This is a genomic window from Sulfuricurvum kujiense DSM 16994, from assembly GCF_000183725.1.
Taxonomy (GTDB): domain Bacteria; phylum Campylobacterota; class Campylobacteria; order Campylobacterales; family Sulfurimonadaceae; genus Sulfuricurvum; species Sulfuricurvum kujiense.
The window spans coordinates 878603-895445 of the sequence record NC_014762.1 but is presented as its reverse complement, the minus strand read 5'-3'; the positions used below and the strand labels follow the sequence as shown (position 1 = coordinate 895445).

Annotated in this window: 10 protein-coding genes; all 10 read right to left on the bottom strand. The window is 46.5% G+C overall.

From position 1 onward, the window contains the following. Window positions 1-49 precede the first annotated feature (49 nt). Window positions 50-2983, bottom strand: a complete 2934-nt coding sequence (locus tag SULKU_RS04535; RefSeq protein WP_013459757.1) for a MutS-related protein — start codon at window positions 2981-2983, stop codon at window positions 50-52. Between the two features lie 55 nt (window positions 2984-3038). Then, complete coding sequence (locus SULKU_RS04530) at window positions 3039-4532, bottom strand: SulP family inorganic anion transporter (RefSeq protein ID WP_013459756.1); 1494 nt, start codon at window positions 4530-4532, stop codon at window positions 3039-3041. A 150-nt stretch (window positions 4533-4682) separates the two neighbouring features. Then, window positions 4683-7736, bottom strand: coding sequence for a hypothetical protein (locus tag SULKU_RS15055; protein ID WP_013459755.1), 3054 nt, complete (start codon window positions 7734-7736; stop codon window positions 4683-4685). Between the two features lie 82 nt (window positions 7737-7818). Further along, window positions 7819-8607, bottom strand: a complete 789-nt coding sequence (locus tag SULKU_RS04520) for a hypothetical protein (RefSeq protein WP_013459754.1) — start codon at window positions 8605-8607, stop codon at window positions 7819-7821. Continuing rightward, window positions 8600-9220: a response regulator transcription factor gene (locus tag SULKU_RS04515; RefSeq protein ID WP_013459753.1), complete on the bottom strand. Its 621-nt coding sequence runs from the start codon at window positions 9218-9220 to the stop codon at window positions 8600-8602. The genes SULKU_RS04520 and SULKU_RS04515 overlap by 8 nt, the downstream gene beginning before the upstream one ends. Next, window positions 9221-10567: an HlyD family type I secretion periplasmic adaptor subunit gene (locus tag SULKU_RS04510; protein ID WP_013459752.1), complete on the bottom strand. Its 1347-nt coding sequence runs from the start codon at window positions 10565-10567 to the stop codon at window positions 9221-9223. After that, window positions 10564-12711 carry a type I secretion system permease/ATPase gene (locus SULKU_RS04505; protein WP_013459751.1) on the bottom strand — a complete coding sequence of 716 codons (2148 nt, stop codon included), beginning with the start codon at window positions 12709-12711 and terminating at the stop codon, window positions 10564-10566. The genes SULKU_RS04510 and SULKU_RS04505 overlap by 4 nt, the downstream gene beginning before the upstream one ends. 39 nt (window positions 12712-12750) lie before the next feature. Beyond that, the gene (locus SULKU_RS04500; protein ID WP_013459750.1) at window positions 12751-14568 is read right to left on the bottom strand and encodes a TolC family outer membrane protein; all 1818 of its coding nucleotides are present in this window, start codon (window positions 14566-14568) and stop codon (window positions 12751-12753) included. A 198-nt stretch (window positions 14569-14766) separates the two neighbouring features. Beyond that, entirely contained in the window at window positions 14767-16356 is a 1590-nt protein-coding gene (gene serA / locus SULKU_RS04495) for a phosphoglycerate dehydrogenase (RefSeq protein ID WP_013459749.1), read from the bottom strand. Further along, the gene (locus SULKU_RS04490; protein WP_013459748.1) at window positions 16356-16841 is read right to left on the bottom strand and encodes a hypothetical protein; all 486 of its coding nucleotides are present in this window, start codon (window positions 16839-16841) and stop codon (window positions 16356-16358) included. The genes serA and SULKU_RS04490 overlap by 1 nt, the downstream gene beginning before the upstream one ends. Window positions 16842-16843 lie beyond the last annotated feature (2 nt).

Here is a 16843-nt window from a genome sequence, read left to right as displayed (position 1 = left end):
TTCTCTATTTTACTGCATAAAACATTGAGAAAACTCCCTAAAATAGGGCTTATAAATCACTCCTCGTTTCACTATAACTGAGCCGTAAACCATCCTCGCCCATGATGAACCCATGAATGGCGATTTTGCCCTCGTGCACGAGCTTGTGGTGCTTCGAACAAAGTGGTATCAAATTATAGCGGTGATTCATCCCGTAATGGCCGATGGAGCCGCCGTCATCCGCATTCGCCTGAGGGACGATATGGTGTACCTCATCCACCGCCTCATCGCACAGCGCGCATTTGGTGAGGTAGAGTTTCGTATTGTAGCGGCTCTTTTTCTCCCGCTTCAGCATCGAGGCTTCATGGGTTTTGTCGGTAATGCGTCCTCGGATTTCGTACGCCTTTTTCAAAAAGGTCTCATCCATGTGGAGCGATTTGGCAAATTCCAGCCCGTACAATGTCGAGCCGCTGCTGCTTTTGAGCTTGCGGTCATAGACGAGGCGGTCGCTCGCCTCGTCGTAATAGACCCCCAGATGGAGTAATACGATCTCTTTCGCTTTTTGGATTTCACTCAAGCTTGAAAGCTGATGCAGATGGGTCGCAAAGATAAACATACTCCCGATCTCGCGCAGTTTTAGGATCGCACTCGCCACGATCGCCAGCGCCGATTCGGTCTCCGTTCCGTGGCTGATCTCATCCCCGAGGATAAGGGTATTCTCGCTCGCACGGTTGAAGATGTTTCGCAGCTCCAGCATCTCGACCGCAAACGTCGACAGCCCTTTATAGAGATTGTCTTTGGAGACGATACGGGTGAGGAGTTTATCGACGGGAGAAAACCTCATCATGGCGCACGGGACGAAAAATCCCCCCTGCGCCATCACGACAGAGAGCCCGATACTCTTCATCAAGGACGATTTACCGCTGGAGTTGATTCCGTAGAGAAGCACCCCTTTGACATCTTCGCCGTTTTCGATCGTCGGATGTTCTTCATAGGTGTGCTGATCTGCCGCACCCAAAAAGAGATCGTTCGGAACAAAGATACCGTTCTCTTCTCGCGATTCGATCAACGGGTGGCGTAGGCCGACCGTCTCGATAAACGCTTTAGGCGACGGAACGATGGAAGGTCTGACGTAGCGATACTGCTTCGCACACTTCGCACCGCTGAGACTGACGTCCACTACGGCGAGAAAAGAGATCAGATGCTCGATTGCATGGGAAAAGCGCCGTTCGATCTCTTCGAGATGCTCGCGGTAGCGCTCTTTCACCTGTGCGATCATCCGCGATTTGGCCCCCGCATTTTCGATGGAGAGTTCATCGAGGAGATTGGAGGTGAGTTTAACCGCCGTTTTGAGTTTGCGCACCTGAAAATCGCGGAAGAAATAGTGCTGTCCTTCTAAGGTGAAAAAACTGTTGTAAAGCGCTTCTTCGATGCTCACGTAGCGGTTACGGGTCATCAGGAGATGATACCCCTCGCTCTCCAGCCATCCGATAGAAGCGTATGACCCCTCCCCCTCAAAAAAAGTATCGATATGGGAAATGATGGCATTCAATTTCGATACGTTGTTGCTCTGAAGCTGCTCCAGCGCATCGATGGAGGGATCGATCCCTTCGTTAAAGAGGTTCTCATCCACCTGATCGCGCCGAAACTTCGCGCACGCTTCGATATTAAATATCCGCCGCAGCTCGGAAGCGCACAGACGGCACTCCTGCGCGCTCGATTTGTCATAACCGATCTTTAGACGATCCGCCTCTTCGAACAAGCTCTCCGCCGCACTCAATGAGGCATAAAAATAGGCCAGCTCAAACGGGTGGAGTTTCCCGAGTTTCAAGCGGCGAAGTATCCGCTCCAGATCGTATACCTCTTTGAGCTTCGTCTCCAGCGGCGCGATGTGCTCGCCCATCTTGTCGATCAGGTCAAAGCGCTCTTCGAGGAGCTTCGCATCGCAGATGGGGTTCAGGAGCCTCTCACGCAGCAGCCGTTTCCCCATCGCCGTCGACGTTTTGTCGATGAGTTTGAGCAGCGTCATCTCATCGGCATCGCGGGATATGATCCCCAGTTGCTCCGCCGCATTGTTCCCCAGATACATGTAACGGTTGGTTCCCAAAAACGTCGGGCGGTTCATCTTCTCGATGATCCCCGCGTCATGATCGATAATGACATTGATGAGGATACAGAGCGATTCGGAAGCATACGGATAGCGTTCGAGATCGAGATACTCGATCGGGCTGAGAAGCGAGCGGATCTGATAGATACGTTCAAACAGTTCGTTTTGGTAATCGATCTTCAGCCGTTTTTCGTTCATCGAGGTACGGTGGTGATTTTTGATCTCCAGATAGCGGCTCACCTCATCCCGGTCGATATCCCCCGCACAAAACGTCACGACCACTTCGGAGGTTTGATAGCTTTGAAGGAGGGTAAACACTTCATCGAGGGCATACGTTTTATCTTCGCGGGTTCCGTGTATCTCGTTAATAAGAGTTTTTCCCGTCCCTACATCGATGGCGGAGTAACCGATGGAATAAACCCCGTTGTTTTGATCGATCAACAGTGATGCGATATAGTTTTCGCTCGCTTCGGCGATGTAGTCGAAGTTCGTCCCCGGAGAGATGATATTGGAGATATAGCGGCGGATGTTTGGGACTTCCCCCTGCTGTCGGACGAGGACGATCGTGTATTTTTTCGATTGTACCAAACGGCTGAGATACCGCTCGATCGAGACGGTCGGAACCCCTGCGAGGAGAGGGTTTTGGATCGAGTTTTCGAGAATCGTTTTATTTTTGCGGGTGAGCTGGATGTTGAGAAACTCGGCGACTTCTTTCGCCTTGCCGATTTTCATCTCCTCGTTGTTTACTTCATACACCTCGAAAAACGATCCCACTTCGATGATGACGAGGGTATCGGGGCCGTATTTGGCTTCACACGCCGCTTGGAGCTCAAAATAGATTTCGGAGAGGAGCTTCTTTTTATCGTTTAATATCGCCCCGATCTCTTCCGTATTCATTAACGCTCCGCATCTTTAAAAGTATTTGATTATAGCAAAGTGGGGCTAAAGGTTCTTAATGTCCGCCCATCACTTTTTCGATTTCCGAGGGTTTATCGTGGATACCGAAACGGTCGATGATGGTTCGGGTCGCTTCGTTCTGCCCTACCACTTCAACCTCTTTGCCCGTATTTCGGAGCTTTATCACCGCTTTATCCAGCGCATACACCGCCGAAATATCCCAAAAGTGGGCGCGGCTGACATCGATGATGACATTTTTGACATCCTCTTTGTAATCAAACGCATCGGCGAAACGATCCGCAGAGTTAAAAAAGATCTGCCCGATAAATTTGTAAACCCGTGTACTGCTCGTCTCTTCGTACGATTTGTCCCAGTACATAAAATGGCTGATTTTATTGGCAAAAAACAATGAGGCGAGCAATACCCCCGTAAAGACACCTAGTGCGAGATTATGGGTCCAGACGACAACAATGACGGTTGAGAGCATCACAATATTGGTTGAGAGCGGCAAAGTTTTCAGCCCTTTGATCGACGCCCAGTTAAACGTCCCGATAGAGACCATGATCATCACCGCGACCAGCGCCGCCATCGGGATGATTTTGATGAAATCGGACATAAAGACGACCATAATCAGCAGCAAAACTCCGGCCACGAGGGTAGAGAGACGGCCGCGGCCGCCCGATTTGACGTTGATAACCGACTGGCCGATCATCGCGCATCCTGCCATCCCTCCGATGCACCCTGAAGCGATATTGGCGATCCCCTGCCCTTTGCACTCGCGGTTTTTATCGCTGTCGGTATCGGTCATATCGTCCACGATCGTCGAGGTCATCAGAGACTCCAGTAATCCGACCGCCGCCAATGCCGCCGAGTATGGAAAAATGATTTTTAAGGTATCGAAATTGAACGGGACTTCCGGCCATAAAAAGATCGGCAACGTGTCCGGAAGCGATCCCATATCCCCGACCGTATGAACATTAATCCCCATCATCACCGTCACAGCCGTTATCACCAAAATACTGACAAGCGGAGAAGGGATCATCTGCCCGATCTTAGGGAGATACGGAAAGAGGTAGATGATCGCCAATCCCCCCGCCGTCAATGCGTAAACATGCCATGTCACGTTGGTAAGTTCGGGAAGCTGCGCCATAAAAATAAGGATCGCCAACGCATTCACAAACCCGATCACGACGGTACGGGAGACGAAACTCATCAAACTTCCCAGTTTGAAATACCCTGCCAAAATCTGCAACATTCCGGTCAGCAAGGTCGCCGCCATCAGATACTGCAGCCCGTGTTCTTTGACCAATGTCACCATGAGCAGCGCCATCGCCCCCGTGGCTGCCGATATCATCCCGGCACGCCCTCCGACGAACGCGATCACCGTCGCGATACAAAACGAAGCGTACAACCCCACTTTCGGATCAACACCCGCGATAATCGAAAAAGCGATCGACTCAGGAATCAGTGCCAAAGCCACAACCATACCGGCGAGGATATCGCCGCGTATATTGCCAAACCACTCTTGTTTGGTAGACAGTAAAAACATGTAGGCTCCTGTAACGTAACACTCAACATCATTTTAGGGGAAAAAAGAGGTAATAGCGAGGTAATAATTAGTGGTGGAATTCTACTGAATAAAGGATTATTAAAAGCTTTTTTTGCGGATATCCCCTAAAGGGGATAGGAAAAGGATTAATTATGTTGCCGTAACATCTACCGGCTGTTCTACAACCAAACCGACATCAGAAGCATCAATATATACTCCGGTTAAATCTTCTGCCGTATTCGTCGTTACCGCAGTAGCATCTGTTGTGACTGCGGTAGCATCGACAGCCGTCAAATCTTCTTCAAACAGCGCTACATTCGGATCTTGATCCAGCGTAAAGATTTGACCTAAATCGATCTCTTCCGACAAAGAATTTTCTGCCGTACCGCCACTATCGTGCGCTAAATCTGACAAACCGGAGAAATCGATCGATTCGGTATCACCCGTTACCGTGGTGGTTGCGGTAGAAGGATCGTCATTGTCATAAGAAGTGATACTGGCACTAACACCCTCAAACTGCTCAGACGTAATCTCATGAGTCGTGACCAATGTCATTGAAACCGTTGAACCCGTTTGTGAATCAATCGAGTAGCTGCCGTCTTCATTAGGTGCTATCTCTTCTCCGTCGGTATTATGGAGCTGAACCCCTTCCGGAAGGTTGCTCAACATTAAATTACCCAACGTTTCACTGCCGTCGGTATCGCTCAGCCCCACGTCATAGCTAATATCGTATTCATATCCGACCACAACCTCTTCGGTCGTCATAATCGGCTCTACCTCTACCTCTACCGTCTGATTTTCCATAACCATTGGTACACCGCCAGGGATATCGGCAGGATCGACGAGTGTACCGGGAGCATCGACAAACACCGTCTCCATATAGGTTTCAGTCTCTTGTACGGTTTGGACGTAACCGGTATACCCTTCATATTGAGCCGTTATATTTTGGACATTAACCACTTCGTCCGTAGCGGTGGAAGCAACCATAAAATCCAACTGTGCTTGACCGTTTTCATCCAGGATCACATCGTAGGTATAGGTCTTTGCCCCGATTTTTTCTGCACTCTCACCCTTAGCGACAGCGGCGTTATAATCGCTGTTACTGCTTGTATAATTATAGGTCTGAAGCGGTTCGCCGTTAGCACTCACTGTCAAAATATCGTGGGTAGAAGTCGCGTTATTATCCCAGCTCCCCGATGCGGTCAAATCAACCGTCACAGAAACTTTCTGATGAGCCAAAGCCGATCCGAAATCAAATACCTGACTCGTTTCACGATCTTCGGGATTGAACCCTTTGGCATCATTATTTCCGACATTCCCTATATTTTGGAGATCATTGGTTTCACTCCCCGTCTTGGTCGGGGTTTGAACGATTGTTTGGCTCACCGTATCGATCCATGTGATTCCCGCCGCTTCCATCGCTTCGGTATCGGGGACCAATCCACCCGCTTCAACGGTCACTTCTTGAGCCGCTTCACGCCCTTTAATCGACTCGATTTGAACCGCTTTCTCCTGTGCACTCAAACGAACACTGTCAAACTCCTGACCGAAACCGTATCCGACGGCTTTATTTCCGACATGATTCTGGCTGACACTTTCAACCACTTCACCGTTCTTTAAAAAATCGATTTTCATCGAACCTTGGTTAAATGCATTAAAATCGATCTCGATGTTTTTCGTCGAAGCCCCCAAATCGATCGTTTGGGTCGTATTTTTGGCAATCGTTCCCGGATTTTTTTCAATCTCATCACCTGCAACCATGACGGTAGTTGCCTCAGTAGCCGTTTTCATGATCGGATCGACGGCGACCACTTTCGTGACCGTACGGGTCGCTTCCTGCTCGATCTGTACCTTGGCTCCTGTCGTATTGATCGTATAGATATTTCCGTCCGTCCCTAATGTATAACCCATTGCTTTAAGTGCTGCTACATCGACGGTATTGGTCGCAACCTCACGGGTCTCGTTTTTGTAATAATGCCCGTCTCGTTCGTAAATACCGGCCGCTTCCGTCGCTTCGGCATCGACTACCGTACGTTCTTCCGTCACTTCTCTGACTGCATTGACCGACATGCGAGAGAGGTTCGGAGCTTCCGCGTTATCTGCCAGCAATGCAGCTTCTGCTGCCGCTTGGGCTTCTGCTGCCGCTTGGGCTTCTGCTGCCGCTTGGGCTTCTGCTGCCGCTTGGGCTTCTGCTGCCGCTTGGGCTTCTGCTGCCGCTTGGGCTTCTGCTGCCGCTTGGGCTTCTGCTGCCGCTTGGGCTTCTGCTGCCGCTTGGGCTTCTGCTGCCGCTTGGGCTTCTGCTGCCGCTTGGGCTTCTGCTGCCGCTTGGGCTTCTGCTGCCGCTTGGGCTTCTGCTGCCGCTTGGGCTTCTGCTGCCGCTTGGGCTTCTGCTGCCGCTTGGGCTTCTGCTGCCGCTTGGGCTTCTGCTGCCGCTTGGGCTTCTGCTGCCGCTTGGGCTTCTGCTGCCGCTTGGGCTTCTGCTGCCGCTTGGGCTTCTGCTGCCGCTTGGGCTTCTGCTGCCGCTTGGGCTTCTGCTGCCGCTTGGGCTTCTGCTGCCGCTTGGGCTTCTGCTGCCGCTTGGGCTTCTGCTGCCGCTTGGGCTTCTGCTGCCGCTTGGGCTTCTGCTGCCGCTTGGGCTTCTGCTGCCGCTTGGGCTTCTGCTGCCGCTTGGGCTTCTGCTGCCGCTTGGGCTTCTGCTGCCGCTTGGGCTTCTGCTGCCGCTTGGGCTTCTGCTGCCGCCGGCTCTACCGGCACATCTGTTGCAGAATCAACAGATGCAATGTCAGCATTCGGGTTAAATCCCAGCGGAGTTTCAACAGCTACCGTATCGTGTTCAAGAAATGCTCTGGCGACAAAATGTTCCGGTTCAATCTCTCCTGTGATCAATTCCGGATCTACGTTGACAACCCACTCAGCTGAATTCACAGCCTCTACGATTTGCTGAGGGTCAACTTCTCTCTCTTCAACCATAGGAGGCTCTTTAGTGATTACACTTTCACTGAGAGTAATCACTTCATCTGCCCCGATTATCTTCGTATCACCGTTGACAAGCTGGATCTCAAGTTCCTGACTTCCGCTTCGTCCTTGGATTACGTCATCTTCGAAAAGAAGTGTTCCGGGAGCTAGAATTTTTAACGTACCGTCACCTGATTTGACGATAAATTCTCCCTCAATACGGGCTACCTCACCGATTGCTTTTGACATAATTCACTCCTCATTCGGAAATTCATAGTATTCAATTATTTCATAACGGGAAGAAAAAAATCAATTGTCCGATCGGACAACTTTACATATCGGCGAGTATACTGGCGTGAAGTTCTTTAAGTTCGTAGACGACATGATAATAAAGAAGATACTTATTTTTAAGGGTATGCGCTTTAAAAGAGGGGTCTATAATATATAAAATACGGTCGATTTGCGCATTGACGGTCAATTCCAGAATAATATCGTGTTTCGATATCGCATATTTCACCAATGCCAATAAACAAATATAGATAATATAAAAATTGTCGACAATTCTCTGAATCATTTTATCACTGTCGATTTCGATTCGTTCGTTGATTTTTTCAAGTACTTCATCTACCTTTCTCAACACATCTTCAGCCATGCAGTACTTTGAAGCGGGAGTATAAAACTGATACCAACGTCTTTTTTTACGTTGTACGATAAAGTTTTTCAAAAGCTCGCGAAGTTTGTTACCGTACTGTTTTAGCTGGATCAGCTTTACTAAATTGTTTTCGCTGATAAAGGTATAATCATCAACCTTTTCACTCGAAGGGACAGAAGCGATGTAGAGGGAAATAAACTCTTCTATCTGATTACATAGTATATCGCCAGTTGCATTGACATCAATATGGCACATAAACGATAAAACGTGTTCTAGATGGGCACTGTCGGAATCGCCCAACTCTTCTTGGCACATTGCGACGATCCCGTTAAATGCACGAATCGCCAAAACGGTCACTTCCGGAGCTTCAGCCGGCTCCTGCATAGTACCGTTCAAAATATAAGGGGTGGCGTCGGCCAAAAAACGTTCTGTCAGGCTGGATAGCGTTTCATCGACTTCGTTACGCATGGTCTCTCTTTTTGAACCATAAAGCAAGACTTACACGATCGTTCAACCCCAGTTTTTTATAGCATGAGAGCAAATGGGCTTTGACGGTACGCTCCGTTATCTCAATCGTCTGTGCTATTTGATAGTTGCTAAGCCCTTGAGCTACATAACGCCCAATCTCTTGTTCACGTTCGCTCAACTTTTCTAAATCTCCGTCCATTCCCTGAGAAGCACCCTGATAATCGATACGGCGAATCAAATCATTCATAAACCCTGGATCAAACCAGCTTCCTCCCGATTCGAGCACACTTAACGCATTTTCTAGATTAACAGAGCCTAGATGGAGATTGGCATACCCTTTAATCCCCATCCGAAGAAGCGGATATCCCTCTTCAAAAGTTGGGATCGGAGTCAGTACCAACATAGGATAAGGATACTCTTTTAAAAATTCTCCCAAATCACGAAACGTCATCGGAACCGATTGGATATCGACAAGGATAATGTAATCATTCTTCCCTTTTTCATGAAATTCAACCTGCTCGAAGGGGATCCAGGAATATCCTAAATCGGAAAGGTTGGTTCCAAATCTCTTCGTAAAAAGTGCCGATTCGCTGACAAGGATAATTTGAGACATCTATTTCTCCGTCAGAGCATTTTGGCGCGCTTTGATGATCGGTTTCATCAAATACTGCAAAATCGTCTTTTTCCCGGTAACGATATCGACATTGGCGGTCATACCCGGCATGATAGTCACTTGGGAGAGTTTGGAGTTGATTGCCGATTTTTGGTTGATTTTGACTTTCACCAGATAATAACTCTCCTGCTTTTGCTGATCGACAATGGTATCGGAACTGATTTGATACACTTCTCCCACCATACCGCCGTATATGGAAAAATCGTATGCCGAAAATTTAACAATCGCTTTTTGTCCCGGGTGGAGAAAAGCGATATCCGCGGGCTTGATTTTCGTCTCGATCAACAGAGAGTCTTCGGTTGGAACGATCTCGGCGATATCCATCCCGGGACGCACTACACCACCGACCGTATTGATAAACATCTGCTTCATAATACCCGTCACCGGAGAGATGATTTTAGAGCGGTCCACTTGATCACTCAGAGGTACGGAACTCGCATGGATACGCCCCAGTTCGGCATCATTCTGACTCAATTCCTGTTTCGCTTTATTCTGATAATCGATTTTTTCCTGAATCATCTTCTCTTTAAGCTCTGCAATCGCATGTTCAAGACGGGGAACTGAATTTTTGGCCTCTTCCAACTGCTGTTCGATCGTAGAGCGTTCGCGCTGCAGCTTCCAGTTGTCCGACTTCGATTCGACCCCTTTTTGAAGCATCGACTGCGACAAAGACTCCTCTTTGGCAATCACCTCATACGCTTGAGTTAAAAGTTTTACTTTGGATTTGGCATCGGAAAGTTCCGTAATGCGTTGATTAATCTGTTCATTCAATATATTGAGTTTGCTGATCAACAAGCTGCGATTCGTATGAAATGCCTCCTCTTCTTGCTGAATAAAGCCATCGAGTTTTTGCCGTTCGGCTTTGTCTACCGAAAATTCCCCCATCGAGGCTTCCGCTAAAAGGCGATACTGCTTCGCTTTTAACCCTTCATACTGAATCCTGTTCCCCTCAAATTCGCTTTTGGGCTTCACGTCGCTCAGACGGATCAGCAGATCCCCTTTTTTGACATGATCCCCTTCATTGACACGGATCTCTTCGACAATCCCTCCTTCGAGGTTTTGAATGACCTGCAGATGGCTGGAGGGGATCACTTTTCCGTCCCCTTTGGTGATCTCGTCCACCTCAGCGATACTCATCCAAATCAATGTCCCAAATACCATCGTAAGAACTGACCATAAAAAAATTCGTGATGATTTCGCTGTATTCCGATTTGCAGCCGTAGAGAGGCTCGACATATACTCTAAATCAGAGTCGTCGTACACATGATGCTTTGAATGTTTCATCATTTTCCCCCTCCGAGTTTTTTAAGAACCTCTTCTTTAGGCCCGTCAGCCACTATTTTTCCCTCTTCAACAACAATCAAACGATCGACCAAATCAAGCAGCGATGTTTTATGCGTTACCAGTATGACCGTTTTGCCCACCAAAACCTCTTTTAGATTCCGTTTGACTTTCTCTTCGGTAAGGCTGTCCATCATATTGGTCGGTTCATCCAAAAGCATAATAGGTACATCCGAAATTACAGCACGTGCAATAGCGATACTTTGACGCTGTCCTCCGGATATCGACTCTCCCCGTTCACCGACATTCATTTCAAACCCTCTGGGATGGCGATTGACGAAATCTTCTACCCCGCTGATTTTTGCGGCACGGAAAATCATCCTCTCATCCGCCGATGGGTCGCGAAAAATCATATTGTCCCGTACGGTTCCCTTCATGAGAGTAATATCCTGAGGAACATATCCGATACTTTTACGCAGATCGATCGGATCGATCTGGAACATATCGACGCCGTCAACCAAAACAGACCCCTCATTGACGCTGTAAAGTCCCAAAATAATTTTTTCTATCGTTGATTTTCCCGATCCGATCCGTCCGACAATCCCGACTCTCTCACCGGCTCGAATTTTAAAGCTGACATTTTTCAATGAGTACTTGTCCTCACCCGGATAGCGGAAAGAGACATTTTTAAATTCGATATCCCCTTTTAGCCCTACCCGTTTCAAAAACTCGGTTCCGTTGGGATGTTCTGCAGGCATTTCAATAATTTTGCTTAACGTATCATAGGAGCTTTTAACATTTTGATAACTTGAAATGAGTGCCGCAACCTGCCCCATCGGCGCCATCGCACGCGAAGCGAGCATAACGATCGCAATCAATGCCCCCATCGTCATTAAACGGTCCTGAATCATATAGACCCCGGCAAGAATAAGTATGACCGTCGTCAGCTGTGTCAAAAATGCCGTTACGGTAGGAATCGACGCACCCAACAATTTTGATTTGAGACTGACATTGGCAATGTGGCCGTTTGCCTCTTCCCACTCCCATTGCGAACGTCCGTTCGCCCCCATTGTTTTAATCGTCTCCAGATTCATCAAACTTTCGATCAATACGCTGTTTTTGTTAGCCGATGCCTGATGGGTCGCTTCAATGCTTTTTTGGAGCTGCGGCTTAATCGTAATCGTATAAAGTAAAATCAAAAAACCCATAAAAATAGGAATCAATACCATCAATCCGCCGAGCATCCATATAATAATTAAAAAGATAACCAAAAACGGCATATCGACCAATGCCGCTAAGGTTGACGATGAGATGAAACTTCGTATCGAATCAAAATCCCTTAAATTATTGGCGAACGAGCCGACCGATTTCGGGCGGGCTTCGAGCTTCATATCCAGTACTTTTTCAAAAAGGATCGAGGACATAATCACATCGCTTTTTTTTGCGGCCGTTTCAAGATAGTAGCTTCGGGTAAACTTCATCAACCCCTCAAGTATGTAAACCAAAACGATACCGCTGGCCAAAACCCACATCGTTTCCATCGCATCATTGGGGATGACACGGTCATACACGTTCATGGTAAAAAGGGGACTGGCGATAATCCCGATGTTGATAAGCAACGATGCAAGAATAACATCACGATAAATAAAACGGGACATCCATAAGGTTCCCCAGAACCAGTGTCCGGTCGTGTGCTCGGTCGCTTTTTGGGAACGTTTTTCGAGAACATATTCCTTTTTTAGATAAAAAACATAGCCGATATACTCTTTTTCGAGTTCAGCGATATTAACCCACATCTCTGATTCATCCAACTCGGGCAATATGATTTTTGCCTGTTTGCGATCCTTGCTAAACGATTCCAAAATACAGGCCCGCTTGCCGTTAAGAACCAAAATCGCGGGCAACACGAGCGGAGATATTTCTGAAAGCCTTTTATGTGCGATACGGCTCGTAAGTCCCGCTTTGCGCGCCGCACGGGAAAAAAGCCCTTTGGAACTGTTGGGGGCGAAAAGTTCAGGGGTACTTTCTCCGGGTTTTAAGGGCAAATCCGACGTCAATACTTCGGCACTGAAAGGGGTATGATACAGTTTGGTAAATAGAACCAGACACTTTAATAACGGATCGGTTTTATCATCATACTGGTGATTCATATTTTAGCCCTTTGTCGTTGTTTCATCGATTTTTCATCTTTATTTTTTCAATCCGTTTAAAATGATCCCCAACTCTTTAAGCCGCTCGTCTAAAGATTTGGCTTTTTCTTTCGGAGCAGAAAAAACTTCGTTTTTAGATTCAGAAATCATTAGAACACTTTGGATCGGGAGGTATCGGTTAGCCAATTCTTTGTATTCGATAACCTTCCGGGAATTAGCGGCAATAGATCCTTTCCTTACGTAGCGATTTTTCCAGTAGCGTGCTTTATCTGCGTCCGGTGCCGTCCCGATCCCTTTTGCATACAATTCTACCATCACTCTTTGACTCTCTTTGTCACCTAATCGCGCCGCTTTGAGATAATTTTCATACCCTTTTTGTAGATTTGTCTCTTTTACCCTCATCACGGAAACATTGTTTTCTGACTTTGAAAAATTGTCTTTTAATGGAATCTGAACCGTTGATACGATAAAAGGGTATTCCCCTATTGACGGGGCATTTTCAACATTTACAGTAGATTCTACACGCTCGCTCAAAGTATAATTTTTAGGAGAATAGCCGCCGCCGTCGATCCCAAAATACGACATCAGTCCGTTTTTAGCGGCAAGGACGCGGAAATAAGAATACAAAAGTTCGAATTCGTTTTCAACCTCTTTACGGCGTGCCGTACAATATTCATTTTCAGAATCCAAAAGATCGATCAAACTGCGCCGTCCCAAATCAAACTCTTCTTCATAATACTGTGTTTTTTCAAAACTTGCATCACTGTAGACTTCCAAAAAAGGCTTTTGACGGTTAAAAACCGTATAGGCGTTATACGCTATCGTCATTTTTTCAGCCACATCTCTCTCGATCGAACGAAACCTCTCGATAGCATTATACGTTTGGCTCAAGCTCCGTTTTATCCGTGCTGAATCGCTTCCCCCGTTGTAGAGGTTGTAGCTCAGCGTCACCATTGCCGCCGTCGTTTTATCGATGTTTTCCGTTCCGTTAGCATTGTTATACGAACGGGTATTGAGCTCGGCATCCACTTTGGGATAATAACTGCTTCGTTCCAGACTAACCGATTTTTTGGCACTCTCTATCTCGGCTCGGCCTACTAAAATCATCGGATTTTTTTCTACAGCCTCTTTTACCGCTTCTTCGAGAGTTCGAGGAATAACCGAAACTTCCAAAGAGGGTTTGACCAATTCACTTACATCCGTATAGCGCCCCATAACCGTATTTAATACTGTCGACGCGTCATTATAGTTGTTATCCTGGGTCAGAGTATTGACGTAACTGAGAGCCAATTTGGAAAGTACCTCTTTATAATCGGCCATTCTGCCGCTTCCGCTTTGGGTCTTCAACTTGATCTTTTGATACATCTCTTCATGAGCTTTGACATTTTTACGCTCGACGTCCAAAAGTATACTCGCTTTAACAACGTCTAGATAGCTTTTAATCAGCCGTAATGAGAGGTCATTTTTTTTCTCTTCAAGCTCATGCATTTTTATCTCAATATTATGCCGTTTAACCTCAACTTCCGAATCGGTTGAAAAACCTGAAAAAAGATTTTGCGAAAGTACGGCATTCGTATTGACCGTATTAAAATTACGGTTTTGAAAGCCTGTCATTTGAGTATTTGCTTTCTCTTTCGCCACACTGCTTCGAATATCAATTTTAGGCAGAAATCCGGAACGGGCGATAGTGAGTTCATGTTCGGCGGCAGAAAGTTCTTGCCGTTTTTGCAAAATATCGGGATGGTGTTGAAGCATTTCATCCAAAGCCGATTTTAGATCCAACGCGTAAAGAGATGCAGAGCTCACAAACACTGAAACAGCCAAAATAGTTTTAACTATACCACCTTGTTTTCCCAAAATAACCCCTAACCCTATGCAAAAAATATGTTTTTTTCTATTTGTTAACTGATTATAACATACTAATTTTATAAAATATGGAAAAATTTATTTTTAAAGAATTATTGTCTATTTATGTGACAAAATTGTTATATGAAAGATAACTTTTTCTGAAGAATATTTTCTTCCCGTATAGGCATACGGAAAGAAAAAGAAGGATTAAATCCGTGCGTATGAAACACTGATGCAGGCGTTGAGATTCGAGAGTTCTTTAAGAGTTTTATCGTTGACGGCAGAATCGACAATAATTACCGCAAGCGCTTCAGAGCTTTTATTACGTCCGAGACGGAAATCGGCGATATTGACTTCATGTGCCGCGAGCAACGTGCCGACCTGTCCGATAACACCCGGTACGTCGGTATTTTTGAAAAGAATCATATTCCCTTTCGGCTCAACATCGACACCGAAACCGTTGATGTCAACAATGCGTTGTACGTCATCATTAAACATTGTCGCGCTGATCTCGATCACATCCTTATCGGTTGTCAATTTGACGGTTACAAGGTTTTTATAGACCGGACTTGCAGGAAGTTCTTCCGTCTCTACCTTGATACCGCGCTCTTTTGCCACGAAATCGGCATTAACGTAATTGATCGTATCGCCTGAAATATCGGCCAAAGCGCCGACAGTCACAAATGTTGCCAAAGAATTGACGTATTCGGCGATATCGCCGCGCCCGCTTACTTTGATCGATACGATCGGCGCTTTGTTCATTTGAGAAGCCAAGAAACCGATTTTTTGTCCCATTTCCAGGAACGGCTTCACGAATGCAGGGATTTTAGTCTCATCGATCGGCAAGTTTAGAGCGTGAGGGTAAGCGATCCCTTTCGCCGCTTCGATCGCCTGCTGTGCCGCTTCTACCGCAATGTTATATTGAGATTCGAACGTGTTGGCACCCAAATGCGGAGAAACACAGATATTATCCAAATCAAGAAGCTTGTTATCGATAGCCGGTTCTTTGTTAAATACGTCGATTCCGGCGAAACGGATTTTTCCGGATTTAAGACCGTCATACAAAGCATCTTCGTCATACAAACCGCCGCGTGCACAGTTGATGAGGACAACACCGTCTTTCATTTTTGCGATCTCGTCCGCACCGATCATTCCGACCGTCTCTTTGTTTTTAGGCGTATGGATTGTGATGATATCGCATGAGAGAATATCATCGAAATTTGTCGTATATTTGACCCCGACATCCGTCGCTTTTGACGGGTGGATATACGGGTCATACGCGATAACGTCCATCTCAAATGCTTTCGAGCGGATACCGACACGGCTTCCGATGTTACCGAATCCGATGACACCCAGTTTTTTCCCTTTAAGTTCGTATCCGTACCATTTTTCGCGTTTCCAGATACGTTGATTTTTCAAATGATCGTGAGAATACGGAAACATACGCATACATGAAAGCATATGAGTCATTGTAAGTTCGACCGCGGCGATGGTATTTGCCGTAGGAACGTTCATGACGATGATACCTTCTTTTGAACATCCCGGAATATCGACGTTGTCGACACCGACGCCGGCACGTACGATCGCTTTCATTTTCCCTTTGACGGCATTGATAAATTTTTCATCGACATCGGTAGAACTGCGGGTGATGGCGACATCCGCCTCTTTAATTACGTCTAAAAGGGCTGTCTTATCCATGTCAGCGGCAAAAACCATATCGATTTTATCATCACGACGGAGAAGATTCAATCCTTCTTCGTGAATATGGTCACATACGACAATTTTATATTTTTCCATTACTGTTCCTCTGAGTATGGCGACAACGTCGCCGTAATTTGGTAGGTTTTTAGTTTTGTTACAAGAGACTGAAGCTGGGTTTGATCGGTTGAATCAACCGTAAGGATCATCGGTTCCTCATTATTTTGCAGCTCAAAAGGGAGTTCGCATTTTTTCAGTTCTTCTTTGACCTGCAAAAGTTCATCAGTACTCTTCGGTGATACGGTAAGTCGGTATATCACCAAAGAGGTGTTTTCTCCGTCTGGATCAAGTTTTAAAGTAACTTCATTCACCGGATAAAAGTATCCGCTCTCTTTTGTTGCGGAAAAATGGCTGAGCCAACTCCCTAGTTTCTCGCCGAGACCTAGGGAAGTTCCATCATCCTTACCGTTATCCGAAGAACTTATTTTCGGAGCTGAAGGATTTATTTGGACTAAAAATAAGACAATAAAAAGCGCTACACCGAAAGCTATTAAGGGGACCAGCCAAAAAGCAGCGCGTCGCATTG

Bases quoted from the DNA above. Each gene is read 5' to 3' on its own strand.
- SULKU_RS04520 (WP_013459754.1), bottom strand. From the start codon at position 8,607: ATGCGTAACGAAGTCGATGAAACGCTATCCAGCCTGACAGAACGTTTT.
- SULKU_RS15055 (WP_013459755.1), bottom strand. From the start codon at position 7,736: ATGTCAAAAGCAATCGGTGAGGTAGCCCGTATTGAGGGAGAATTTATC.
- SULKU_RS04515 (WP_013459753.1), bottom strand. From the start codon at position 9,220: ATGTCTCAAATTATCCTTGTCAGCGAATCGGCACTTTTTACGAAGAGA.
- SULKU_RS04535 (WP_013459757.1), bottom strand. From the start codon at position 2,983: ATGAATACGGAAGAGATCGGGGCGATATTAAACGATAAAAAGAAGCTC.
- SULKU_RS04530 (WP_013459756.1), bottom strand. From the start codon at position 4,532: ATGTTTTTACTGTCTACCAAACAAGAGTGGTTTGGCAATATACGCGGC.
- SULKU_RS04505 (WP_013459751.1), bottom strand. From the start codon at position 12,711: ATGAATCACCAGTATGATGATAAAACCGATCCGTTATTAAAGTGTCTG.
- serA (WP_013459749.1), bottom strand. From the start codon at position 16,356: ATGGAAAAATATAAAATTGTCGTATGTGACCATATTCACGAAGAAGGA.
- SULKU_RS04510 (WP_013459752.1), bottom strand. From the start codon at position 10,567: ATGATGAAACATTCAAAGCATCATGTGTACGACGACTCTGATTTAGAG.
- SULKU_RS04490 (WP_013459748.1), bottom strand. From the start codon at position 16,841: ATGCGACGCGCTGCTTTTTGGCTGGTCCCCTTAATAGCTTTCGGTGTA.